This is a genomic window from Anabaena catenula FACHB-362 (assembly GCF_014698735.1).
GTDB lineage: Bacteria > Cyanobacteriota > Cyanobacteriia > Cyanobacteriales > Nostocaceae > Anabaena > Anabaena variabilis_A.
Genome location: NZ_JACJTQ010000004.1, coordinates 136,707 through 161,914 on the forward strand (window position 1 = coordinate 136,707; position 25,208 = coordinate 161,914).

At 39.0% G+C, this 25,208-nt stretch carries 14 protein-coding genes; 9 read left to right on the top strand and 5 right to left on the bottom strand.

Translation table 11 applies throughout. From position 1 onward, the window contains the following. Positions 1-63: 63 nt before the first annotated feature. From H6G68_RS04835 to H6G68_RS04845, 3 genes are read left to right on the top strand one after another with little or no spacing between them, the layout of a single operon-like run. Complete coding sequence (locus H6G68_RS04835; RefSeq protein ID WP_190905609.1) at positions 64-1,920, top strand: putative bifunctional diguanylate cyclase/phosphodiesterase; 1,857 nt, start codon at positions 64-66, stop codon at positions 1,918-1,920. Between the two features lie 11 nt (positions 1,921-1,931). Next, positions 1,932-3,257, top strand: a complete 1,326-nt coding sequence (locus H6G68_RS04840) for a hybrid sensor histidine kinase/response regulator (RefSeq protein WP_190905610.1) — start codon at positions 1,932-1,934, stop codon at positions 3,255-3,257. 20 nt (positions 3,258-3,277) lie between these two features. After that, positions 3,278-9,313 carry a hybrid sensor histidine kinase/response regulator gene (locus tag H6G68_RS04845; RefSeq protein ID WP_190905611.1) on the top strand — a complete coding sequence of 2,012 codons (6,036 nt, stop codon included), beginning with the start codon at positions 3,278-3,280 and terminating at the stop codon, positions 9,311-9,313. A gap of 110 nt (positions 9,314-9,423) precedes the next feature. Here H6G68_RS04845 and H6G68_RS04850 read toward each other — a convergent pair whose 3' ends face one another. The 4 genes from H6G68_RS04850 to H6G68_RS04865 form a co-directional block, all read right to left on the bottom strand. Beyond that, complete coding sequence (locus tag H6G68_RS04850; protein WP_190905612.1) at positions 9,424-10,746, bottom strand: CO2 hydration protein; 1,323 nt, start codon at positions 10,744-10,746, stop codon at positions 9,424-9,426. Positions 10,747-11,127: 381 nt separating this feature from the next. Continuing rightward, positions 11,128-12,630, bottom strand: coding sequence for an NADH-quinone oxidoreductase subunit M (locus tag H6G68_RS04855; RefSeq protein ID WP_190905613.1), 1,503 nt, complete (start codon positions 12,628-12,630; stop codon positions 11,128-11,130). An 86-nt stretch (positions 12,631-12,716) separates the two neighbouring features. After that, positions 12,717-14,576, bottom strand: a complete 1,860-nt coding sequence (locus H6G68_RS04860) for an NAD(P)H-quinone oxidoreductase subunit F (protein ID WP_190905614.1) — start codon at positions 14,574-14,576, stop codon at positions 12,717-12,719. A gap of 440 nt (positions 14,577-15,016) precedes the next feature. Then, on the bottom strand, positions 15,017-15,187 hold the full coding sequence (locus tag H6G68_RS04865; RefSeq protein WP_190648768.1) for a hypothetical protein: 171 nt from the start codon (positions 15,185-15,187) through the stop codon (positions 15,017-15,019). 147 nt (positions 15,188-15,334) lie between these two features. Here H6G68_RS04865 and H6G68_RS04870 point away from each other — a divergent pair, with 147 nt between their 5' ends. From H6G68_RS04870 to H6G68_RS04885, 4 genes are all read left to right on the top strand, one after another. Then, on the top strand, positions 15,335-16,876 hold the full coding sequence (locus H6G68_RS04870; protein WP_190905615.1) for an FAD-dependent oxidoreductase: 1,542 nt from the start codon (positions 15,335-15,337) through the stop codon (positions 16,874-16,876). Positions 16,877-16,988: 112 nt separating this feature from the next. Further along, entirely contained in the window at positions 16,989-18,179 is a 1,191-nt protein-coding gene (locus H6G68_RS04875) for a class I SAM-dependent methyltransferase (protein WP_190905616.1), read from the top strand. Between the two features lie 105 nt (positions 18,180-18,284). Further along, positions 18,285-18,863, top strand: coding sequence for a PFE-CTERM domain-containing protein (locus H6G68_RS04880; RefSeq protein ID WP_190905617.1), 579 nt, complete (start codon positions 18,285-18,287; stop codon positions 18,861-18,863). 559 nt (positions 18,864-19,422) lie between these two features. Continuing rightward, complete coding sequence (locus H6G68_RS04885) at positions 19,423-20,013, top strand: PFE-CTERM domain-containing protein (protein ID WP_190905618.1); 591 nt, start codon at positions 19,423-19,425, stop codon at positions 20,011-20,013. Positions 20,014-20,360: 347 nt separating this feature from the next. Here the strand turns inward: H6G68_RS04885 and H6G68_RS04890 are convergent, their stop codons facing one another. Then, positions 20,361-21,491: a LuxR C-terminal-related transcriptional regulator gene (locus H6G68_RS04890; RefSeq protein ID WP_190905619.1), complete on the bottom strand. Its 1,131-nt coding sequence runs from the start codon at positions 21,489-21,491 to the stop codon at positions 20,361-20,363. Positions 21,492-21,807: 316 nt separating this feature from the next. Between H6G68_RS04890 and H6G68_RS04895 the strand changes: the two genes are divergently transcribed. Beyond that, on the top strand, positions 21,808-24,201 hold the full coding sequence (locus tag H6G68_RS04895; protein WP_190905620.1) for a calcium-binding protein: 2,394 nt from the start codon (positions 21,808-21,810) through the stop codon (positions 24,199-24,201). A gap of 495 nt (positions 24,202-24,696) precedes the next feature. Next, entirely contained in the window at positions 24,697-25,158 is a 462-nt protein-coding gene (locus H6G68_RS04900) for an ATP synthase subunit I (RefSeq protein ID WP_339327838.1), read from the top strand. Positions 25,159-25,208: the final 50 nt, after the last annotated feature.

Below are 25,208 nucleotides of genomic sequence, written 5' to 3' on the forward strand. Positions count from 1 at the left end.
ATACAACTTGATACTTTACAAAGATCCTTTTAAACTGAAATCATGAGATTTCTATACAAGTCTATGCAAACAGAGTCAGCAGTCCAGATATTGATTGTGGATGATAATCCAGATAATTTAAGAATTCTGTTCACTTTCTTAACAGAGTCTGGATTTAGAGTTTTGGTTGCTACAAATGGTCAAGATGCTTTACATAAATTAGAGTATGTTACTCCCGATTTGATTCTATTGGATGTCATGATGCCTATGATCGATGGTTTTGAAGTTTGCCGTCGTCTTAAAGTCAATCAGGCTCAAGAAATTCCTATCATTTTCATGACTGCTTTAACTGACACAGAGAAGAAAGTTGAAGGATTGAATTTAGGAGCAGTTGATTATATTACCAAACCATTTCAGCATCAAGAAGTTTTAACCCGCATACAATTGCATTTAAAACTGAGTAACTTAACTCGCTCTCTTCAAGAAAAGAATCAACAACTTTCTCAAGAAATTGTAGCTCGTCAGATAGCAGAAACAGAATTGCAAAAAGTCAATCAGGACTTAGAACAAAGAGTAATTGAGCGTACTCAGGCGTTAACTTTGGCATTAAATGAACTTCAGCAGCGAGAGGAAAAACTTATCTATACAGCTTTTCATGACTCTATAACGGGAGTATTTAATCGTACTTGGTTAATGCAACATTTGTCAAAATTTTCCGCACAGCAGCAATTAAAAGATGATTCAGCCATTTTATTTCTTGACCTAGATAATTTTAAAAATGCAAATGATCGTCTTGGACATCTTGTTGGTGATAAATTGCTAAAAAAAGTTACCGAAAGACTTTATAAATGCATACAGAATAACGGGAAAATAGTACGCTTAGGAGGAGATAAATTTATAATTTTTCTGCCTAATAAAGATGGTATTGAATCTATGCAAGCGATTGCTAAATGTATTATTGAACAATTACATATACCTTTTCAAATTGACGAATATAAAATTTATATTGGTGTCAGCATTGGTATTTTACCCTCTACTCTAAAATATCATCAACCCACGGAGATCCTTCGTGATGCAGATGCAGCGATGTACGAAGCAAAACGTTCTGGAAAAGGTTGCTATGTCTTATTCACTTCAGAAATGCAAGCTCGAACTTTAGATCGGATTCAGTTGGAAATTGAACTACGTCAAGGAATCGAAAGGAAGGAATTTTGCCTTTACTATCAACCCATATTTTGTCTAAATTCTCAAAAGTTAATTGGTTTTGAAGCTTTAATTCGCTGGTTACACCCAGAACATGGATTGGTATCACCTAGTAAATTCATTACCCTGGCTGAAGAAAATGGTTTGATTCAGGCTTTAGATTTATTATCTTTGCAGTTAGCTTGCCAACAAATACGTCAGTGGCAACAGAAATTTGCTAATATTGATTCCCTCGTGTTCAATGTTAATTTATCTTCTGTAAAAATTCAAAATTTAGAACTAGTAGAACAAATTAAACACATTATTAATGAAAATCACATATCACCTGCACTTATTAAATTAGAAGTAACAGAAACTGCTTTTATTAAAGAATCCAGTATTACCACTCAAGTTTTAGAAAAAATTCATGATCTTGGTGTTCAACTTTGTATTGATGACTTTGGAACTGGATACTCATCTTTCAGCAGATTTTATAAATTTCCAGTAAGTACAATAAAAATTGATCGCTCATTTATTGAGCGTCTAGATTATGGTATAGAAGGAACGGCTATTGTCAAAACCATGATTTCCTTCGCACACTGCCTAGGAATTAATGTTGTTGCAGAAGGTATTGAAACCCAAACACAACTAGAAAAATTAAAAGAGTTAGGTTGTGAATTTGGGCAAGGATATTTATTCTATAAACCTTTACCTAGTGAACAAGTAAATCATATCTTATCTAATTGTTTAATTAATTAAATGGAGAAGCCATGAAAAACCCTGAACAAACTACTCTTTTAATTGTAGATGATAACCCCACTAATATTAAAGTTCTCTTTGACTTTTTACGAGAATCTGGATTTAGAGTTTTGATTGCTAATGATGGGCAAACTACTATAGAACGTCTTGATATTGCTACACCAGATTTAATTTTACTTGATGTAATGATGCCAGGACTAGATGGATTTGAAACTTGTAAATATATTAAATCACAGCCAAAATTTCAGAACATTCCTATTATTTTCATGACTGCTCTAGGAGATGCTGAAAATAAAGTTAAAGGCTTTTCATTTGGGGCTGTTGATTATATTACTAAACCTTTTCAACAAGAAGAGGTATTAATGCGAGTTAATCTGCATCTAAAAATACAGAGTTTAACTCAGAAATTGACAAAAAATAATAATAGTTTAGTTGAGCTAAATGCATCTTTGGAACAGCGAATTGAACAACGTACTCTAGAACTTAAAAAAGCTCAATCTCAATTAGTTTTAAATGAAAAAATGTCTTCACTGGGGCAGTTAGTAGCTGGTATTGCCCATGAAATCAATAATCCAGTTAGCTTTATTAATGGCAATCTCAAATATGCATATGAATACACACAAGATATAATAAATTTGGTGCGGATGTATCAAAAATACTACCCTGAACCAGTCTCAGAAATCGCAGATAAGTTAGTAGATATTGATTTTGATTATCTGGCACATGATTTTCCTAAATTGCTGGAATCTTTACAAGAAGGAACTAACAGAATTGCAAATATTAGTAAATCAATGCGGATATTTTCACGGGTAGATACAGATGTTAAAATTAAATTTAACATTCATGACGGTTTAGATAGTACACTGTTAATTCTCGGACATAGACTAAAAGCGAATGAACAGCATCCAGAAATTATAGTTATCAAAGAGTACAGTATTTTACCAGAAATAGAGTGTTACCCTGGACAACTTAACCAGGTGTTTATGAATATCTTAGCCAATGCTATTGATGCGGTGGAAGAAACTAATAATGGTCGCCAATTTACCGATATTCAAGCTCGACCAAATTATATTTATATTCGGACTAAATTACAAGATAATCAGCACATTTGTATTTACATTAAAGATAATGGTATAGGTATAAGTCCAGAGATTAAAAATCAGTTATTTGAACACTATATGACTACTAAAGCAGTGGGAAAAGGAACGGGATTAGGATTAACTATCTCTCGTGAAATTATTGAGGAAAAACATGGTGGTAAGTTAGAATTTACATCTATTCATGGACAAGGAACAGAGTTTGTAATTGAACTGCCATTGTTCACCTCTAACAATTAAAAATAGATACTGAATTATTTATGATAAATCAAACTAATCAACTGTTGTTATCTTTACCTGGTTACGAAATCACCTCTGAAATAATTGTTAATAGTAAAAATGCTATATATCGTGGTTATAGGATCATAGATAACTGTCCTGTTGTCCTCAAAACTTTTAGTCATCATTTACCCCTACCAGAACAAATAGCTGAACTAAAACAGGAATATGAGGTACAACGACAACTACAACTGCCGGGAGTCGTTCAGGCTTATGCTTTAGAAAAGGCCAACAATCAGCCAATTCTTGTCCTAGAAGACTTTGGTGCAGAGTCACTGGCACGTTTAGAGTTAGCAGGTAAGTTAGAATTATCCGAATTTCTGGGGTTAGCAATTTCTATTACCATCGCATTGGGACAAGTTCATGCAGCTGGCATTATTCACAAAGATATTAATCCCCACAATATTCTCTTCAATCAATCCACTGGACAAATTAAACTAATTGATTTTGGCATATCCACAGTACTCGCACGGGAAAAGTCCACCCTTAAACATCTACAAACTCTAGAAGGAACACTACCTTATATTTCCCCCGAACAAACGGGAAGAATGAACCGAGATATTGATTATCGCAGTGATTTTTACTCTTTGGGTGTGACTTTTTACGAACTGATCACAGGCAATTTACCATTTCCGGGAACTGATGCCCTAGAAGTTGTTCATGCACACATTGCCAAACTACCTATTTCACCATACCAATTAACAGAAGGACGTTGCCCCGAAGCCATATCTGATATTATTTTACAACTGATGGCGAAAAATGCAGAAGACCGCTATCAGTCTGATTATGGCTTGCAGCGAGACTTAGAACAATGTCTGTATGAATTACAAACTCAGGGAATGGTAAAGGTTTTTCCCTTGAGTTACCGCGATGCTAGGGAAAAGTTTATTCTGCCACAAAAACTTTATGGAAGGGAACAAGAACGGCAACAGTTACTAGCAGCTTATGAACGCGTGAGTCAAGGACAGTGTGAATTAGTATTAGTTAAAGGTTATTCTGGTGTTGGCAAATCTGCTTTGGTGCGAGAAATTCATCAACCTATGACTGCCAAGCGGGGAAATTATATCTCTGGAAAATACGATCAATACCAGCGTAATATTCCTTATTATGCCTTAACACAAGCATTTAATGAATTGTGCGATCGCCTTCTTGCAGAACCAGAAGAGATATTAATCCAATGGAATCAGAGAATTATCCAGGCAGTAGGTAACAATGGCCAAGTTTTAATTGATTTTATTCCCTCCCTAGAACGAGTTATTGGCACTCAACCACCAGTCACTCCCGTTGGTTTGCAAGAAGCACAAAACCGCTTTCAACTCCTATTTCAAAAGTTTATCCAAGCCATTTGTTGTCCCGAACATCCCCTAGTTATCTTCATTGACGACTTGCAATGGGCAGATACCTCATCCCTAAGTCTACTGCAATCATTAATGCAAGACTTCTCCCACCAATCCCTACTAATTATTGGTGCTTACCGGGATAATGAAGTTGATATAACCCACTCACTCAAATTAGCACTAGACTCAATTCAACAGTCTGGGGCTACTATTTCTACTATTGAACTGCAAAACTTGAGTATTGCCAATGTCAATTCTCTCATCGCTGATGCACTCTTAACAGAACCTCAATATACTCATTCTTTGAGTGAATTAGTTTACAGCAAAACCCAAGGTAATGCCTTTTTTACTAATGAATTCCTCAAATCTCTTTACACAGAAGGATTACTAATATTTGAGCATCAAAAGCAACAATGGCAGTGGAATATAGAAAAAATTCGCCTGCAAAATCTCACTGACAATGTAGTTGATTTAATGATTAGTAAAATTGCTCAACTACAGCCGAATACTCAACAATGTTTGCAATTAGCAGCTTGCATTGGCAACCAATTTGATTTAGAGACTTTAGCTATTATTTGTCAGCGTCAAATACAAACAACATTAACTGAAATTTGGACAGCTATTACATCCGGCTTGATCATTCCCTTAAATGACAAATATAAATTACTAAATATTCAAACCTATCAGCAGCAAATTAGCCGTGAAATCAAGTTTAAGTTTCAGCATGATCGCGTACAACAAGCAGCTTATTCATTGATGGATGCAGATCAAAAACAAGCCACTCATTTACAAATTGGCCGCTTGTTACTAGCACAAAATACTCCCAACCAACAAGAATCAGAAATTTTTGAAATTGTCAACCAATTTAATAAAGTTATTCCTATAATTAGAGAGGAAAGCGAACAGTTACAAATAGCAGAATTAAACTTCAAAGCAGGTCAGAGAGCTAAAGCCACCAGCGCTTATTTTTCCAGTTTTCAATATTTAGCAACAGGAATTGAATTACTACCTAAAAACCACTGGCAATCCTATTACAATCTCAGTCTTAAGTTGTATGAAAAAGCAGCAGAGGCAGCATACCTGAGTGGTAATTTCCAAAAGACAAATGAACTGACTGATGTTATTTCACAACAAGCAACCAATCTCTTAGATCAAATCACCACTTACGAAATAAAACTCCAAGCGTATGTGGCTCAAAACCGTCTCTTAGAAGCTATTAACTTGGGACTGGATATGCTTGAGCAGTTAGGAATCGAGTTTCCAGCTTCCTCTACTCAGGCAAATATTAGCCTAAAATTCCAGGATATCCAGTCACAGTTACATGATAAAACTATTGCTGACTTGCTAGAACTGCCATTGATGACTGACCCTACCCAACTAGCAGCTATCCGCATTTTATTAAGAATATCATCAGCAGCTTATATGACTGCTCCAGATTTATATATCCTTATTATCTTGCAAATAGTAAAATTGTCCATTCAGTTTGGAAATGCTAGAGAGTCTACCTATGGATATGCAGCTTATGGTATGCTGCTGTGCGGTGTTTTTAATGAAATTAACACCGGGTTTGAATTCGGTCAATTAGCTTTACGGTTACTAGAAAAATTAAATGCTCAAGAGTTTCGCTCTAAAATTTTTTTTCTTGTCAATAGTTTTATCAATCATTGGCACAGTCATATTCAAACGGCTTTACAACCTTTGTTGGCTAGCTATCTCATGGCTGTAGAAACGGGAGATTTCGAGTTTGGTAGCTATTGTATTTATATTTATTTTGGGCATAATCTTTTCTGGGGTAAAGAACTGCAAAGCTCAAACCAAGAAATAACCACCTACATTACCGTAATTGGTCAAATTAAGCAGCAAATAATCTTGAACTTGTTGCATATCCATCAACAATTAATATTCAATTTACTGGGTGAAGCCGAAAATAATTGCTGTTTGAAGGGTACAAGTTATGACGTAGAATTAATGTTGCCTATTCATCAAAAAATAGGTGATATCAGTGCCATTTCTCGGATTTATATTTATCAATTAATACTTTGTTATTTATTCGGTAATTATAGCCAAGCGCGGATGAATTCCGAATTAGCTAAACAATATTTAGATGCGGTTATGGGGTTGTTAATTTTTACTAGCTTCTATTTTTACGATTCTCTGAGCTATTTGGCAGTTTATCATCAGTCCTCTGTGACAGAACAAAGAGAAATTCTCGCTCAAGTGCAGATAAATCAAGAAAAAATGCAACAATGGGCAAATCACGCCCCTATGAATTTTTTACATAAATGGTATCTAGTCAAAGCAGAAACATATCGTATATTGAAACAGCCTTTAGAGGCAATGGAATATTATGATTTAGCTATTGCGGGAGCCAAAGAAAATGAATATATCCAAGAAGAAGCCTTAGCAAATGAACTAGCAGGTCAATTTTATTTAGACTTGGGGAGACAAAAAATAGGAATTGTCTATCTCCAAGAAGCCTACTATGGTTATTTACGTTGGGGTGCAAAGGCAAAAGTTACAGATTTAGAATCCCGTTATCCCCAATGGTTAAGAATAACCGCTCCTCTATCTAAAACTCACTCAATTAATAGTTCTACCTCTTCTGCAAACTTAGATTTTGCAAGTATTCTTAAAGCATCCCAAGCATTAAGTAGTGAAATTATTCTCCATCATCTTTTAGATAAATTAATGAAGATTGTGTTGGAGAATGCAGGTGCATCTAAAGGTTATTTGCTACTAAAAAAAGATAATGATTGGGTGGTAGAAGCAGAAGGAAAAATAAATAATCAAACAATACAAAGTTTTGCATCTACTCCTTTAAATGAAATTCCCAAAACATCCATACCCAAGTCTATTCTGAATTACGTAGCTCGAACACAAGAAACCGTCGTTTTAAATTCGGTTAATCAGCAGAGTAATTTCAGTAAAGACCAGTATATTGAAATAGAAAAACCTAAATCTATACTCTGCACTCCTATCCTCAATCAAGGGCAACTTATTGGTATTTTGTATCTGGAAAATCAACTCACATCTGAAGCGTTTACTCCTGAACGGTTAGAGGTTTTACATCTTCTCACAGCACAAGCCGCAGTTTCTATTGAAAATGCCTTGTTATATCAAAACCTAGAACAAACAAAGCAACAAGTTGAGGAATATTCTCGAACTTTAGAAGTCAAGGTAGAAGAACGCACCAAAGAACTAGCAAAAGCTAAACAAACAGCAGAGTTGGCAAACCAAGCTAAAAGCGAATTTTTAGCGAGTATGAGTCATGAACTGCGGACACCACTCAATGGTATTCTTGGCTATACCCAAATTATGCAACGATGGCTACGCCAACCACAGGCATCGCACTTATTACTACACACCCCATCATCACCCCAAATAGAGCAGCATCGCAATGGGGTGCAGGTTATTCATGAATGTGGTACTCACTTACTTAATTTGATTAATGATGTGTTGGATTTGGCTAAAATTGAAGCTCGGAAAATGGAGCTTTACCCCCAAGAGGTACAGTTAAGTTCATTTTTATCTAGTATTGTAGAAATGCTGCGCGTCCGCACTGATCAGAAAGATATTTTTTTTCACTACCACGCAGATAACAATTTACCTGAAAGTGTCTTTGTAGATGAAAAACGCCTCCGACAAGTTTTAATTAACTTATTGAGTAATGCCATCAAATTCACAGACGCAGGTAGTGTGACTTTTGCAGTGGATTTATTAGAGTTGAATGTTGCTGATATTCCTTCCACAGCTTGTATCCGCTTTACTATTAAAGATACAGGGGTGGGAATGAATCCAGAACAATTAGAAAAGATATTTCAGCCATTTGAGCAGGTGGGAAATAGGGTTAAACAAATAGAAGGAACCGGTTTAGGTTTGTCTATTAGTCAGCGAATTGTAGAATTGATGAATAGCCAAATTCAAGTTAGCAGTATTTTGGGTGAAGGTAGCAGTTTTTGCTTTGTAGTTACATTACCTGTTATTACTCAATCAAATATTCGGAATAAAACCAATAATCAAGGACAAATTATTGGTTATTTAGGTCAGAAACGCCGGATTTTAGTTGTTGATGACAACCAAATTAATCGAGAAGTTTTAATTGAGTTGCTACAATCTTGGGGATTTATCTGTGCAGAAGCCAGTAATGGGGCTGAAGGTTTAACCCAAGTGATTTCTTGGCAACCGGATTTAGTAATTACTGATATTATTATGCCTGTAATGGATGGGTTTGAATTTACTCAACGGTTGCGAGAAGATTACCAGTTACATGATTTGATTATTATTGCTTGGAGTGCCAGAAGTTTAGGTATTAAAAATAATAACGCCGCTAGTTTAGAATTAAGTTGTAATGACTTTCTTCCTAAACCAATTCAATCTGAAGAATTACTTCTTTGCTTACATAAACATCTTCAAGTAGAGTGGGTATATGAACAGCCATCAAGTGATATTTCTACACCCCCAGAAATTACTGAGTCTACCCTCCAAGTTCCACCACCGGAAGAACTACAAACAATATACAATGCTGCCATTATCGGTGACATTGCCGAAATTGAACTGCAAGCACAACGAATTAAGGAATTGGATAGTCAGTATAGCCAATTCTGCGATCGCATTTTACAACTTGTCCAAAAATTTGATGTCCAAGCAATAGTTAAGCTTCTTAAAAAGACAGTGTTCTGAACTGTATGGCAGGTGAACTCACATCTTGCACTTTCTCAATAAGGGTTGGTGGGCATTGCCCACCCTACAAAATAATCAGGTTTTAAGATTTTTATTTTCGCCAAGATATTCTAGCGATAATCTTGCCTTTGAATATCCCGTAACCTAGCAGCATCACGCATATTATAATCAGCACGGGTAAAGCGATTAATCTGCATTTCAAAAAATTCACGATTTGCCTGTAAATGCTTGGGATTTGTATCATCTAAAGGATACAAAAGTGCAGTCCTTAAAGCTTGAATTACCGCAGAGGTGACGTTATACATTGAACGTTGAAAAGTAATCCCCAACTGAATCAACATATCCTCTTCACCCCGGCAATATTTTTGGTAATAATCAATCAGATATTGGGGCAAGAAATGCAACATATCTTGCATTAATAATGTGGGTGGAATTCCTGCTGTTCCCACAGGAAACACATCAGCATAGAGAATACCATAGTGAAAGTCTTTTTGATCTTCAGGAACTTGTCCTGCTTGGGCATTATAGGATTTTGTCCCCCGGAAAGGTGCAGTACGATAAAAAACGGCTTCTACATAGGGTAATGCAGCTTCATATAGCCAGGTGAAACCCTTAGATTTGGGAATGATTTCAAAGCATTCGCCATCTACATATATATGATGATAAATGGGACGACCAGCAATAGCAAATATGCCATTTACTAAAAAATCCATTGCATCTGGAACGCCTTTAAATCCGCCTTCGTCGTAGATGTCAGACATTTCAAAAAATACTGGTGCCATTACTTCCCAAAATAATCCCAAATTGGAATAGTAAGACATTTGGCGACACTGTTCCAAAAACATATCTGGAAACAGTTTGTACATTCCCATCATTAGGGGATTATTTTTAAAGTAAGCTGTAATTGCTTTATCAGCATTAGCTTTATATTCTTCTGAATCTAAATAAGCATCAAACTGATTTACTGGGGCGTACATTTTTCGATGCCACAGCATTGCCCGCATACAAGCTTCTGCAAATTCCATGTTAATTCTGTCATGGAATAAATGATGCAATAATTTTGGCATTTTGAAAGTTTCACCTTTCTCCATAAATGCCAAAAGTTCAGGATGTGCAGTGGCTTCACCGCGCCAAATTCTTAAATCAGCATCATCACCAGCATAATGATTATGTAAATCCAAATACTCTTGAGGTAGGAAGTATTTAAAGAAGGGAAATGGGTTTAAAAATTCGCGTTCAGCTATATAAAGTAAGTCCCGCCAGTAGAAATCCATCGGTACAGCATAAGCTTTGTAGATACCGATAATTTGCATTAAGTTTTCAGGGGTATCTGGCAACATTGAACCGCCAGCTTCCAACCGATGAATAATTTCTGCAAATTCGTGTCTGGAGGGTGGTAATTTGGTTGTTGATTTTTCTGGAGTTTGTACCATTTTGATTTCCTGTAAAAAAGATGAAATATTGATTTATGGTGTAGAAATATTGGGCAAATCTTTACGTATTTTCAGGGCATGAAAAATACTCAAAACATCATGTTGCCACTCTGGCAGTATTAACGTCATGGCTATTTCTTCTTCCTTCTTCCTTCTTCCTTCTTCCTTCTTCCTTCGCGCCCTTCGCGCCTATCCCTACGGGACGCTACGCGAACGCGGTTCATTTAATCATAATTCTTCTGGAGAAAAGAGAGTAAATAGAAGAACTTGATACAGCATATTTCGTTCAAATGAGGTACAAACTAGAAAAATAAAACCCTTGTGGTGCGGGCAAGATGCCCGCTAGGGGTGTACATCATCACAGAAGGAAGTACTGTATAACTACTTCAAAGCAATTTCCGAGATTACAGTTTTTTCAGGAGTGGGAATGACTGCTACCATTGATGTAGTAGTGGTTTCACTCCAACGCACTAACCAAGTTGGTTGCACTCCCAAAAAGATGATGAGAGATGCCAAAATCAAAGCGGGCATTTTTTCCGCCCAGACAACTTTAGGATAATAGGCTAAATTGTTTTGAAGTCTACCAAAACAGGTGCGGTTGAGAAGAATGACAAAATAAACTGCGGTTAAACCAGATGCAACTACACATAAAAGTGTGGGAATGGGAAAGGTAGAAAAACTACCTTGAAAGGAGATAAATTCAGCTACGAAACCGGTTAAACCAGGAATACCAGCACTAGCCATTCCGCTTAAAACGAGTAGGGCGCTAATGAGAGGTAAACCACGTATGGGACTCATTAAACCGCTGAGTTTATCTAATTCTCTTGTCCCGACTTTGGCTTCTACGATACCTACCAAATGGAAAAGAATGGCGAGTATAATTCCGTGACTGAACATTTGAGCAACTGCACCAACTAATGATAGAGGTGTGCTGGCTGCGGCTGCTAGTAAAATATAGCCCATGTGTCCAATGGAACTATATGCTACCATGCGCTTGATGTCTTTTTGCGCGATCGCTATGACTGCCCCATAAATAGCATTGATAGCTCCCCAAATTGCTAAACTAGGCGCTATTACACTCCACGCTTGGGGAAACATACCCAGTCCAAACCGCAATAGTCCATAGGTTCCCAGCTTTGCTAATACACCACCCAGCAAGATAGCGATAGGTGCAGAAACTTCGACGTAAGCATCGGGTAGCCATGTATGGAAGGGAACTAAGGGCATTTTGATCCCAAACCCTAATACTATTCCCCCTAGAAGCAGTAATTGCATTCCGGCGGAAATGTTTTGGGTAGAAACGGCATCAAAAGCAAAACTGTGAGAACCGGTTAACCATACCATACCCAAGAATGTTGCCAGAATCAAAGCCCCAGAAACTGCTGTATAAATCAAAAACTTGATTCCAGCATAAGCTCTTTTTTCTCCTCCCCAAATACAAATTAATAAATAAAAGGGGATTAATTCTAGTTCATAAAACAGGAAGAACAGCAGTAAATTCTCTGCTAGGAAAGCACCAGCAACACCACCACTTACTAATAAAACCATCGAGTAGTAAAGGCGGGGACGTTCGGTGTTTTTATTGCTACTATAAATAGCTATCCAAGTTAGAAAGCTATTTAAAACCAACATTAATATTGATAGACCATCAACTCCTAATTGATAGTTCAATCCCAGGGTTTCATTCCAAGGTAAATATTCTTGAAATTGCATTCCTGGATAACTGATATCAAATTTCAGGAGAATGAATACATTCCACAGTAACACTATTCCCGCTACTGTTAAAGATACTAACCGGGCGCGACTTGGTTCGATGGCATTACCAGGCCAAAACCCAATAATTGCAGCCGATATAATTGGTATCCAAATTAAAACACTCAGCATAATAAATTATTCTCAAAATTTACAATTCAAAATTCACAATTTTTGAGGCAGATTTTTCCTACCGAACTATCTGCCATGATCTACGTTCAGAACACTAAACTTAAAAACTGTATTCCCCAGAATGGCCAAGTTACCCACGCACCTAACACGCCAACTCCTACAAGAATGGTAAAGGCATAAAATTGAGTTTGTCCAGTGGTGCTGTATTTGAGTCCCTCTCCACCCAGAAGAGAAAATAAACCAACTAAATTAACGATGCCATCAATTACAAAACGGTCAAGCATATCGGCGAATTTGGAAATTTGGGCAACACCGAAAATGATGGTTATTTTATAGAGTTTTGGTGTGTAAAAGTCGTAAGCCAGTAAATCTTGTAACCCTTTCCAAGGCAGACGAATTGGTTTAGGAATGTTGCCTAAATAAATCACCCCACTGATGCCGCAACCGAAGATACTCGACCAAATTAACAGTAGAGCGATATCTTTATTTAAGGTAGCCCAATTGGGTAGTAATGATAAGCTTTGCAATACTAAAGGTAGATGTAAAACAAAGCCTACTAAAATTACCATTGGTAAAACCATTGGCCAAAGAGCTTCAGGAGAACGTTCACTCATTTGTTTTGGTTTACCACCAAAAATTAAACCGAATTCTCTAGTTAAACTAAAGGCAGTTAAAGCATTAACGGCAATGATAATTCCCACCAACCCAGGGTGAGTTGTCCAAAGTCCATCTGCTAATTTAAATAATGCCCAAAAGCTGCCTAGGGGGGGAAATCCAATGAAGCCCAAAGTCCCAACAATAAACGCTATTCCCGAAATGGGGCGACGTGTCCACAGTCCGCCTAATTGAGTTACATCTTGGGTAATGTTGTTCCAAACAATTCCCCCGGTACTCATTACTAATAATGCAGAGGCTAAGGCGTGGGTGAGGACTAATAAAAGTGCTGCGTCATCTTGTTGTGTTCCCACAGCAATGAAAACTAAGCCCATGTAAGCACTGACAGAGTAAGATAAACAGCGTTTGATGTCAATTTGAGCGATCGCAATTAATGAAGCACCAATTGCTGTCACCGCCCCAATGGCAACCATAGCCGAAGAAACTACGGTAGACAAGCTAAACACAGGTTGCAATTTAATCAGCACCCATGCACCACTCGCCACTACCACTGAATTCCGTAAAATTGTACTTGGTACAGGGCCTTCCATTGCTTCATCTAACCACAGATGCAGCGGAAATTGGGCGCATTTACCCATTGGCCCAGCAATTAACCCCAAACATACCAATGTCATCACAGTGGGGTCAACATTGGCAGTCGCCGCCCATTCAGCTAACTCTGTATAATTCCAAGTTCCGGCTAAAGGCCAAAGTCCCAACACCCCCATGAGTAGAAACAAGTCTCCCACCCGTTTGGTTAAAAACGCATCTCTTGCGCCTGTCACCACTAAAGGCTGACTAAACCATAAACCAACTAGCAGGTAGGTTCCCAGAGTCAGGACTTCTAAGATCACATAACTGAAAAACAAGTCATTACACAGAACTAACGCACTAAGCCCAGCTTCAAATAATCCTAATAAAGAAAAGAAGCGTCCCCAGCCCCAGTCCATTTCCATGTAACCAATGGCGAATATCTGCGCGAGGAAGTTTAAGCCAGTAATGACAATTAGCGCCCCCACGCTCACCGAGGAAATTTCTAAATTAATAGTTAAGTCTAAGCCTGCGGTAGATAACCAAGGAATAAATACTTCTCGCGCTGGTTGATTCCATATTGCTGTGAAAGCAAAGACAGCATGAAAGAATGAGAAAAACGTCATTACCAAGTTTACATATCCCGCCGGTCTTGGCCCCGTTTTCCGAATTATCCCCGGTGACCAAGGAATGGCTAAAAGACCCCCTATTAAAGCATAAACAGGAATCAGCCAAACACTGTCTAGCAAGTACTGAGCCATTCAATTACCTCTATATTTGCAACAAAACTTAAAGCGATCACATCAATTAGCGTTGATCCCTATCAACGCAGTGACGACCACTAATGGAAATTTATCTTTGTTTAATATTGTTAGATTTAGCTTACCTTTATCTGTCCCAAATGGGAATTACTTTCCTAGATAAATCCACGATATTTTCTGTAATTTATTCTTATAGTTCTATGGATTGAATTATTGAATAATAACCATGAGGTTTTATCTATGGATTGAAAAGTTTGTAGGGGCTGCCTTACCTACCCCGTTACGGTGACGCGGTGACAGGGGGACACGGGGACGGGGGGACACGGTGACGCGGAGATATGGAGATATAGCAATTAGGACACCAATTGAGAATAAAACCTAGATACCAAAAGACTTTTCACACTGTCACCTGTCACCTATCACCTGTCACCTGTTCCCTATCACCTGTCACCTGCTATACTTTCTGCAATCACTGCTGGTGGGTACAATTCACTAATAGGGGCAGGTTTCATATCTCGGTAGTCGAGAATTTGCACAACTATCAGGTAAGCAACAGCTAAAAGAATAGAAATCGCACCTGTAATAACGGCTACTATTTTTGAGCGATTCATAAGTATTTCCTACAAGTTAAGTTATTGTTTCGTTTCTATATCCACATTGCCATAAACTCAAGACTTATAGCAGTCAACAGTCAGCTTTTTAAAACTTTTGTCTGAAAAGATAATATCAATATTAGAACTCTGCTGGAATTAACTGTTATGTCCCTAACTGAAGAAATTCTTTCTCAACTACCAGGAAATGTTTTAAGCGGTTTACGCCGCACGGATAATATTTTAACATCCCTGCGAACAGACAACACAGTCATTCCTAACGTAGTTAAAGAAAACCCACAACCTTTAAACTCTGTGGAATGGGATGTAATTATTTGTGGTGGAACTTTAGGAATTCTCATTGGTTGCGCTTTAGCTGTACGCGGTGTGCGGGTAGCATTGCTGGAAAGGGGAATTTTGCAAGGAAGGGAACAAGAATGGAATATTTCCCGGAAAGAGTTGGAAGTATTTCGAGAATTGGACTTGCTAACAGCAGCAGAATTAGAAAAGACTATTGTCACCAAATATAACCCCGCACGAGTCAGCTTTCAAGGTGGTACAGAAGTTTGGGTAGAAGATGTCCTTAACATTGGTGTAGATCCTATTTATTTACTTGAAACCTTAAAAACAAGATTTATCAATGTTGGGGGAAAGTTATTTGAAAATACACCGTTTAGCGATGTAGTGGTTCACCCAAATGGAGTCAAGATCAATAATCAATTTACAGCAAGATTGTTGCTTGACGCAATGGGAAACCTTTCACCCATTAGCCAACAAGCACGTCAAGGTAAAAAACCAGATGCCCTTTGTTTAGTTGTCGGAAGTTGTGCAGAAGGATTTTCAGAAAATAACTCTGGCGATTTGTTGTTATCTTTCACCACTTTGCAAAATCAATGTCAATATTTTTGGGAAGCTTTCCCTGCAAAAGATGGTAGAACAACTTATTTATTTACTTATATGGATGCAAATCCACAACGCTTGAGTTTAGAAACTTTATTTGCAGAATATTTCCGTTTTTTACCAGAATATCAGGGCGTGGAACTTAGTCAATTGAACTTTAAAAGAGCGCTCTTTGGTTTCTTTCCTAGTTATCGCCAAAGTCCTCTCAAAACTCCTTGGAATCGCATTTTACCAGTGGGTGATAGTAGCGGTAATCAATCACCTTTGAGTTTTGGTGGTTTTGGGGCTATGGTACGTCATTTACAAAGGTTAACATTGGGAATTGAAGAAGCATTACAAATAGATAAATTATCTGTCCAAGACTTGACAATATTGCAACCCTATCAACCGAGTTTAAGTGTAACTTGGTTATTTCAAAAGGCAATGAGTGTGGGTGTAGAACAAAAAATTGACCCAAATCAAATTAACCAACTTCTCTCAGCCGTTTTTCAGGAAATGCAACAACTAGGAACTCCAGTACTTAAACCATTTTTACAAGATGTGGTGCAGTTTGGAGCTTTAACACAAACATTGTTAAAAACAGGTTTATCTCATCCTTTGTTAGTTGCGAAAATAATTCCCCAAGTTGGTTTAGATAGTTTGCTAGACTGGATGTTACATTACGTTAATTTATGTATTTATAGTGGCTTGTTTTCTATAAATCCCATGTTAAACCCATTAGTTAATAATTTACCCATTCAACAACAATATTATTGGCATCGTCTGGTAGATGCATGGAAATTTGGTTCTGGTGGTGATTATTCAGAATAATCAGAGACTTTCAACCCTGTTAAGATCTCCCTGCTGTCAGAATTCCCTCGCATAACCTTTGCCCTAATTACCCCCATCGGCTAAACTCAGAAATACTGCATTAATCCTGATCATGTCCGACTCCCAAACCGTCAGTGCTGCTGTAGCCAAACTCTACGACACCTATCCATTTCCCCCAGAACCAATCCTCGACGAACCACCACCAGGTTATAATTGGCGTTGGAATTGGTTAGCCGCTTACAACTTCTGCACGGCAAGAAAACCACAAAAGCAAGATATCCGCATTTTAGATGCTGGTTGCGGTTCAGGAGTCGGAACAGAATATTTAGTACATCTCAACCCCCAAGCGCAGGTAGTCGGAATTGATTTAAGCGCAGGAACTCTAGAAGTAGCAAAAAAACGCTGTCAAAGTTCTGGTGCTGACCGTGTAGAATTTCATCATCTGAGTTTGTACGATGTGGAACAATTACCAGGAGAATTTGATTTAATTAACTGCGTTGGTGTTCTCCATCATCTACCAGATCCGATTCGTGGTATTCAAGCATTAGCGAAAAAACTAGCCCCTGGTGGCTTAATGCACATTTTTGTCTATGGAGAATTGGGACGCTGGGAAATTCAACTCATGCAAAAAGCGATCGCACTCCTCCAAGGTAACAAACAAGGCGACTACCGCGATGGTGTCCAAGTCGGAAGACAAATATTTGCTTCCTTACCAGAAAATAACCGAATTGTCAAACGCGAAAAAGACCGTTGGTCAATGGAAAATCAGCGAGATGAATGTTTTGCTGATATGTACGTCCATCCCCAGGAAACTGATTACAACATTGATACACTATTTGAATTAATAGACGCTTCCGGTTTAGACTTTGTTGGTTTCTCAAATCCCGGATTTTGGCAATTAGAAAAGCTTCTAGAAAAAGCACCGGAGTTAATGGAACGAGCCGAAGCATTGAGCGAAAGAGAACGTTACCGATTAATAGAATTACTGAACCCTGAAGTAACTCATTACGAATTTTTCCTCAGTCGTCCCCCCCTCACAAAAACCGAATGGACAGCAGATAACACCTTATTAGCTGCAATTCCCGAACTCAACCCCTGCATAGATGGGTTTCCCAGTCAATGTTTATTTAATTACGATTACCAAATTGTTAACTTATCAGCAGCAGAGTTTGAGTTTATGCAAAACTGTGATAGTAAATCTACCGTAGCAGAGATTTTAACCAAAGTGCAGTTTGGGTTAGATGGAGTTAGAAATCTGATGAAACTACAAATGATTTTACTGACACCCTCATCTTTCACCTAAAATTCACAATTAGATGAAGATTCTTGTAAAAAATACTTTCTTACCTTCTATATAAGCTGGTTTCAGTTTATCATATCCGTGTAGTTTTTTTTACGGGGAACCCTCGTGAAATTAGTTAGAAAACTAGGAATAGCAACTGTTGGTGTAGCCTTGACTATGGCTTTAACCGAAACCAAACCAGCACAAGCATTAACATGGAACTGGTCTTTTAATGGCGGTGCTGAAGCTGGTACATTTGACACAAACGGTACTTTGGCCAATACTTCAGGCTCTTTTAACTTTGTCATTAACCCCGCTACATTTGCTGTCACAACTTCTGCATTTGCGCCTTCACTGGTGGGGGCAACTTTTACCGAAACTCAGTCGACACAGGGCTTTATCTGGAATGGTACTACTCCAATTCAGTTTTACAGAGGTAGTGGTGGCTTCACAAATGGTAGCAACTTTTTCAGTAGCCCTTACCGTGTCACATTTGGTATAATTGGAACTCCAATAGGAAGTACCCAAAATGATAATACCTTCACAAATAATGGTTTCACCCAGTTAACCTTAACTCCAAGTGCTGCAACTCCCGTACCCTTCGACTTTTCTACCAATTTAGGCTTAGGAATATTTGGGGCTTACACTTTGGGAAATCTGGCGCTGAAAAAAGCTAAAGCTGCTAGAAAAGCAGTAAAAGTATAGAAGCGAAAAAGAATATAGAGACGTTACACACAGCGTCTCTTCAAGTGTTATCAATAACACAGACTTCAATTACGTCGATATCTAATGTATATTTAATTACTATTAATAACTAGTTAACTTATCAACAGCCGAGTTTGAGTTTCTGAAAAAATGTGATGGTAAATCTACCGTAGCAGAGATTTTAACCAAAGTGCAGCTTGGGATAGATGGAGTTAGAAATCTGATGAAACTACAAATGATTTTACCGACATCCAATTACGCTTAAGATAGCTTAGTGCTTTGATTCTAAAAAAGAAAGACCAGCCTAAAAATAATTAAAAATAATATTTAATCGGGAATCCAGTTCCCCTCCACGAAACAGCGGGGAGGGGTTAGGGGTGGGGTTCTTTGCCTACAGCACTCTCCGCGAACACGATTAATCGTTAACCGTTAATTAACCCTAATTGTTCACCTAAAATCCACAATCATATGAAGATTCCGGTAAAAAGTACTTTTTTACTTTCTATGTAGGCTGGTTTCAGCTTATCATATACGTGTAGTTTTTTTACAGATAATCCTCGTGAAATTAGTTACAAAACTAGGAATAGCAACTGCTGGTGTAGCCTTGACTATGGCTTTAACCGAAACCAAACCAGCACAAGCACTAACATGGAACTGGTCTTTTAATGGCGGTGCTGAAGCTGGTACATTTGACACAAATGGTACTTTTGCCAATACTTCAGGCTCTTTTAACTTTGTCATTAACGCCGCTACAGTTGCTGTCACCAGTTCCACAGTTGCTCCATTACTGGTAGGGAAAACTTTTACCGAAACTCAGCCGACACAGGGCTTTTTGTGGAATGGTACTGCTCCAACTCAGTTTTATAGAAGCAGTGGTACCATAACAAATGGTGGTAGCAGATTTTCCTACACACCCAGTTCATTGGTGTTGGCATTTACTGTCTCAAGTTCTTCATTTAATGGAAGAATATTCCACCCCAGTTTTAACCCAAACTTTAATTTCTCCAATGGAACCTTAACTCCCATTGGTGCAACTCCCGTACCCTTTGACTTTTCTACCAATTTAGGCTTAGGAATATTTGGGGCTTACACTTTGGGAAATCTGGCACTCAGAAAAGCTAAAGCTGCTAGAAAAGGAGTAAAAGTATAAAAGCGAAAAAGAATATAGAGACGTTACACACAGCGTCTCTAAAAAGGTTGTGGTTAACATATATTTAGGGTTTGCGGAAAAAGTCTTTTCGTGAAGACAGGGAGTAGGGAATAGTTTCAACCATTTGCTATCGGTAAATTTTCCTCCCAGTCGGCTAAAAATGCTTTCTTTTTGAAACTCCTCCTGGAAAAACCTTGCACTTTTTTCACATCAAAGAGTCTGAAAGCTTTATCTATTAGTGTTTTTGCGTTTATTCAGCCAGCCCTATTTAAATTTTCGGACAAGTCTAATGTATTCAACAACCAATTTCTACCTCACGACACAACGAGCTACACTTGGATTGACATTTAAAGATTGACAATACCCAATTTCTGTAATGCGTACATGACCGCACCAAGACGGCTTTGAACACCAAATTTATCGTAAATATTTTCTAAATGTTTTTTAACTGTGCGATCGCTCATTCCCAACCCCTGGGAAATTTCATGGGTACTCTGATCCCTTGCTACCCAAAATAGTACCTCGGCTTCCCGCTTCGTTAATCCCAGCATTTCTAAATGTTTGAGTGAAAAGCCATTAGGCTGAATCTCTTCCAACAGCAGGTAAACCCGTTCCAGTCCTGCATCATAATTCAGTCTCACTGTCAGCTGACTTCCATTGTCTTCCAGGTGAAATGGACGCACAGGAGAAGAAATCTCGGTTAACTGTTTTAGTAAAGATATTTGATGATTTATCCATCTTTGAAGGATGTCAGGTAGCGAGTTTGGTAGCTTTGATATTGGGCAATATTTATGTAGCAATTCTCCAGCTTTTTGGCTTATCCATTCCACTTTGCCGTCAAGAGATAGAGTAATTAATCCTACTTGTTCGGTTGCCTGATTTAGCTGGTTAAGTTGCTCCTGTACTTGAGTAAATGCCGCAATGTTCTGATATGCCTGCTGTAAGTGGGGACGAAGAAAATTTAGAATCAAGCGATCGCGCTCATTGAAGTTTCGGCGATCGCGGTTGATTCCTAAAACTAAGTGGTCTTGTTCTTGATAAAACCGATCAGCATTTGCTATGACAGGAATCTGAAAGTGAATCGCCATCTGATCCTCCAACCCAAGGGACTGAAAAAAACCATAAAAAGCTTCTTGGCGTTGGAATTCTGACTCACTAAAAAAATCTGAAATTGCCAGTGCCTGTCCATCCAGTGTTTGAGCATAATGTTGTGAAACTGGATGAGTGAAAAAATTTTGACGTTGAGATGTGAATGATTCCGCAGCCATACCTATTTCAGGATGGGGAAACGTATGGATGCGCGGTGAGAAGGGTGTAGCTCGAATGTTGAAATTGACTACTGAGAATATTTCTGCATCTACTAACTCTGGTAAAGCCTTCAGTATTTGTACGGAAAATTTATCAATACTGCAAGGTGCGTAAAGCGATCGCAAAAAAAGCAGAATCTTCTGCCAATCATTTTGTGACAAACTTTTCACGGCTTTTTATAGGTAGATGGTTACTGCTTCACAATTAACTACGGCGATCGTCGTATTGATTTCGTAAAAAACTTTTGTAATTCTACTATAAGTATTCTTCTTGAAGAAAATGCCGCTCAGTAATTTCTTGGAGCAAATCAAACATTTGTATAACTCGCAATTATGAGATTAATCGCGAAAATGCTTGTACTGATATCTACAATACGTTATACGTAGCTGGCTTCTCTGTAGGTATACAAGATGTCTTGAAAAGACCAGCTTAAACAATTCCTTTAATAATTTTCCAACATAACTCTAAGTTAAGGAACATCTCATTATGGCAATCATTAACGGTACTAATGGTAACGACATCCTGCCCCTATTTGGTGATCCAGATCCAGGCACCCCTGATACCTTCAATGGATTTGATGGTGACGACATTATCAACGCTTTTAGCACTAACGACCTCCTTAATGGAGACGCTGGCAACGATAAACTCTACGGATGGGATGGTAACGATACACTCAATGGCGGTGCTGGCAACGATGAACTTAGAGGCGGTAGTGGTAACGACACCCTCAGAGGCGGTAGTGGCAATGATACCCTATTAGGGGGTACAGGTGTTGACAACATGGATGGGGGCGACAACAATGACACTTATGTCGTAGATAACGTACTTGATGTAGCAGCCGAAGTAGTTGGTGGTACTTTAGGCGGCGTAGACACTGTAGAGGCTTCAGTCAGTTACACCCTAAGTGCTAACCTGGAGAATCTGAATTTAACAGGAACAGCAGCAATTAACGGCACAGGTAACGCCCAGAACAATATCATCAACGGTAACAGTGCCAACAATATACTTTCTGGGTTGGATGGGAACGATACACTCTACGGATGGGATGGGAACGATACACTCTACGGGGGCGCTGGCAACGATGAACTCAGAGGTGGTAGTGGCAACGACACCCTCAGAGGCGGGGCTGGTAATGATATCCTGTTCGGAAGTACAGGTATTGATAACATGGATGGCGGTGAGAACAATGACACCTACATCGTAGACAACACACTTGATATAGCAGCCGAAGTAGTTGGTGGTATTTTGGGTGGCGTAGACACTGTAGAGACTTATGTTACCCACACCCTGAGTGCGAACCTAGAGAACCTAAATTTGTTAGAGGCAGCAGCAATTAACGGCACAGGTAACGCCCAAAACAATATCATCAACGGTAACAGTGCCAACAATATACTTTTTGGGTTGGATGGGAACGATACACTCTACGGGGGCGCTGGCAACGATGAACTCAGAGGTGGTAGTGGCAACGACACCCTCAGAGGCGGGGCTGGTAATGATATCCTGTTCGGAAGTACAGGTATTGATAACATGGATGGCGGTGAGAACAATGACACCTACATCGTAGACAACACACTTGATATAGCAGCCGAAGTAATTGGTGGTGTTTTTGGTGGCGTAGACACTGTAGAGACTTATGTTACCCACACCCTGAGTGCGAACCTAGAGAACCTAAATTTGGTAGAGGGAGGAGCAGCAATTAACGGCACAGGTAACGCCCAGAACAATATCATCAACGGTAACAGTGCCAACAATGTACTCTACGGGTTGGGTGGGAACGATACACTCTACGGGTTGGGTGGGAACGATACACTCTATGGCGATGCAGGCAACGATGAACTCAGAGGTGGTAGTGGCAACGACACCCTCAGAGGCGGGGCTGGTAATGATATCCTGTTCGGAAGTACAGGTGTTGATAACATGGATGGCGGTGAGAACAATGACACCTACATCGTAGATAACGTACTTGATGTAGCCGCAGAAGTCGTCGGTGGTGCTTTAGGCGGCCTAGACACTGTAGAGACTTATGTCTCCTACACCTTGAGTGTGAACCTAGAGAACCTAAATTTGGTAGAGGGAGGAGCAGCAATTAACGGTACAGGTAACGCCCAAAACAATATCATCAACGGTAACAGTGCCAACAATATAATCTCCGGGTTGGATGGTAACGATACACTTGATGGAGGCGCTGGCAATGATACTTTAAACGGCAATGGCGGGAACGATAGCCTTGTTGGCGGTAGTGGCAACGACACCCTCGACGGCGGTAGTGGCAATGATTCCCTCAGCGGTGGTAGTGGTGATGATAGGTTGTTTGGCGGCAGTGGTGGTGATAGCTTTGTTGGCGGTAGCGGCAACGATACTTTAAACGGTGATGACGGCAACGATTTCCTCAGCGACGATGACGGCAATGATAGTTTGAACGGCGGCAGTGGCAACGACACCCTCACAGCAGGTAAGGGCAATGACACCTTGATTGGTGGTGCTGGAAATGACAGTCTGGTTGGAGGGGTCGGTAATGATATTCTCAACGGCACTAACTTTTCTTTAGCAGGCAATGGCGAACGAGATTTTTTACGCAGCGATAGCTTACTAGATACTGATATCTTTATCCTTGGGGATAGAAGCAACATACCCGGAACTGTCTACTACAGTAATCAAGGTAATACAGATTATGCAGTAATTAGTGATTTTGACAGCTTCGACATTAGCGATCGCATCCAGCTACTAGGTAGTGCTGCAACCTACTCCTTATTAAATGTAACTGTTGACGGTATTTCCGGTACAGGAATCAGATTTGGCAGTGACTTAATTGGTATTGTTCAAGGTATTAATGCCTCAACTCTCAGTCTGACGAATACCAACCAGTTTATCTATGTCTAGCGATCGCTAGATGGCATATATGTAAGGGCGAACAACTTTTCGCCCCTATAAAACATTTTTGTACGCTAAGATACAAACTTAAATCATCAACTTATCAACAGCCGAACTTGAGTTTATGCAAAAATGTAATGGTAGTGCCACATTGGCCAACATTTTAGCCCAAGTCGAGCTAGACTTAGACAGAGCAAGATACCTCCTCAAACAACAACTGCTCTTACTAACCCCCGCTTCATGAAAGAAATCGGTAATAAGTAATTCTGTCGCCAATGACCAATGACCAATGACCAATGACTAATGACTAATGACTAATGACCAATGACCAATGACCAATGACCAATGACCAATGACCAATGACTAATGACCAATGACCAATGACCAATGACCAATCCCAAGAAGTTAATTGTTTTTTCCTAAAGTATTGTTACCGGATCGTGATATGATTCAGCTGACTGAATGTGCAGTCATCATAATTTAGCTGTACTGGTTTCAAGTCCTGTGAGCTTGTCAGAAGAATCAATTGCACCGACTCCGACAACACAACAAGATGCTCAACTTGGTTTTGAAGACACAGAACCAGTAGACTCTTCCATGCAAGACTTCTATCAACTCTATCAGGAGTTGTTAGTAATCACACTTGTGCTGACAGGGGTTATTTTTATCTCTGTGTGGATTGCCTACTCCCTAAACATTGCCCTGAATTATTTGTTAGGGGCGTGTGCAGGTGTGCTTTACTTGAGGATGTTGGCAAAAGATGTTGAGCGTTTGGGCAGAGAGAAACAATCACTGAGCAAAACTCGGTTAGCCTTATTAGTAGGACTGATTTTATTAGCATCGCGCTTAAATCAGCTACAAATACTGCCCATATTTTTGGGATTTCTCACCTATAAAGCTACGCTCATCATCTACGTAGTTAGAGTGGCGTTTATCTCTGACTCCACAAAGCTCCGGCAACCTTAAAAAGGCTCCTCCTCTCCAGGTAATATTGGAGAAACGATTGAATTGGAAAG